The 1599-nt window shown below is 50.2% G+C and carries 1 rRNA gene; it reads right to left on the minus strand.

What is annotated here, in order from left to right:
• Positions 1-59: 59 nt before the first annotated feature.
• A 16S ribosomal RNA gene (locus B9A18_RS24900) occupies positions 60-1581 on the minus strand.
• Positions 1582-1599 lie beyond the last annotated feature (18 nt).

Below are 1599 nucleotides of genomic sequence, written 5' to 3' on the forward strand. Positions count from 1 at the left end.
TTTTGAGATGTATTGTCATTTATATCATTCAGCGTAGCGAGTAGTCGGAACTACTCCAGAAAGGAGGTATTCCAGCCGCACCTTCCGGTACGGCTACCTTGTTACGACTTAGCCCCAGTTATCGGTTTTACCCTAGGACGCTCCTTGCGGTTACATACTTTAGGTACCCCCAACTTCCATGGCTTGACGGGCGGTGTGTACAAGGCCCGGGAACGTATTCACCGCGTCATTGCTGATACGCGATTACTAGCGAATCCAACTTCAAGAGGTCGAGTTGCAGACCTCTATCCGAACTGTGAATGGCTTTGTGAGATTCGCATACTGTTACCAGCTAGCTGCCCTCTGTACCATCCATTGTAGCACGTGTGTAGCCCCGGACGTAAGGGCCATGATGACTTGACGTCGTCCCCTCCTTCCTCTCTGTTTGCACAGGCAGTCTGTTTAGAGTCCCCACCTTAACGTGCTGGCAACTAAACATAGGGGTTGCGCTCGTTGCGGGACTTAACCCAACACCTCACGGCACGAGCTGACGACAGCCATGCAGCACCTAGTTTCGTGTGATTGCTCACTCATCTATCTCTAAATGATTCACTAACTTTCAAGCCCGGGTAAGGTTCCTCGCGTATCATCGAATTAAACCACATGCTCCTCCGCTTGTGCGGGCCCCCGTCAATTCCTTTGAGTTTCAATCTTGCGACCGTACTCCCCAGGTGGAATACTTAACGCTTTCGCTTAGCCGCTAACTGTGTATCGCTAACAGCGAGTATTCATCGTTTAGGGCGTGGACTACCAGGGTATCTAATCCTGTTTGATCCCCACGCTTTCGTGCCTCAGCGTCAATCACACCATAGTAAGCTGCCTTCGCAATCGGTGTTCTGTGACATATCTATGCATTTCACCGCTACTTGTCACATTCCGCCTACCTCTAGTGTATTCAAGCTCATCAGTATCAAGGGCACTGCGATGGTTGAGCCACCGTCTTTCACCCCTGACTTAATAAGCCGCCTACGCACCCTTTAAACCCAATAAATCCGGATAACGCTTGGATCCTCCGTATTACCGCGGCTGCTGGCACGGAGTTAGCCGATCCTTATTCCTTCGGTACATTCAGCTACTTACACGTAAGTAGGTTTATTCCCGAATAAAAGCAGTTTACGACCCAGAGGGCTGTCTTCCTGCACGCGGCATGGCTGGTTCAGAGTTGCCTCCATTGACCAATATTCCTTACTGCTGCCTCCCGTAGGAGTCTGGTCCGTGTCTCAGTACCAGTGTGGGGGGTCATCCTCTCAGATCCCCTAGTCATCGTCGCCTTGGTGGGCCGTTACCCCGCCAACTAGCTAATGACACGCATGCCCATCTTAATCCTATAAATATTTGAACATTGGATAATGCTATCCTGTGTTTTTATGCGGTGTTAATCCGAATTTCTTCGGGCTATCCCCCTGATTAAGGTAGGTTGCATACGCGTTACGCACCCGTGCGCCACTTTCCTCTCCAGCAAGCCAGAGAGTATCGTTCGACTTGCATGTATTAGGCCTGCCGCTAGCGTTCATCCTGAGCCAGGATCAAACTCTCCATTGTAAAATGTTATGTTTGAAC

Origin of the sequence: Pedobacter nyackensis (assembly GCF_900176505.1) — a bacterium.
Classification (GTDB): Bacteria; Bacteroidota; Bacteroidia; order Sphingobacteriales; family Sphingobacteriaceae; genus Pedobacter; species Pedobacter nyackensis.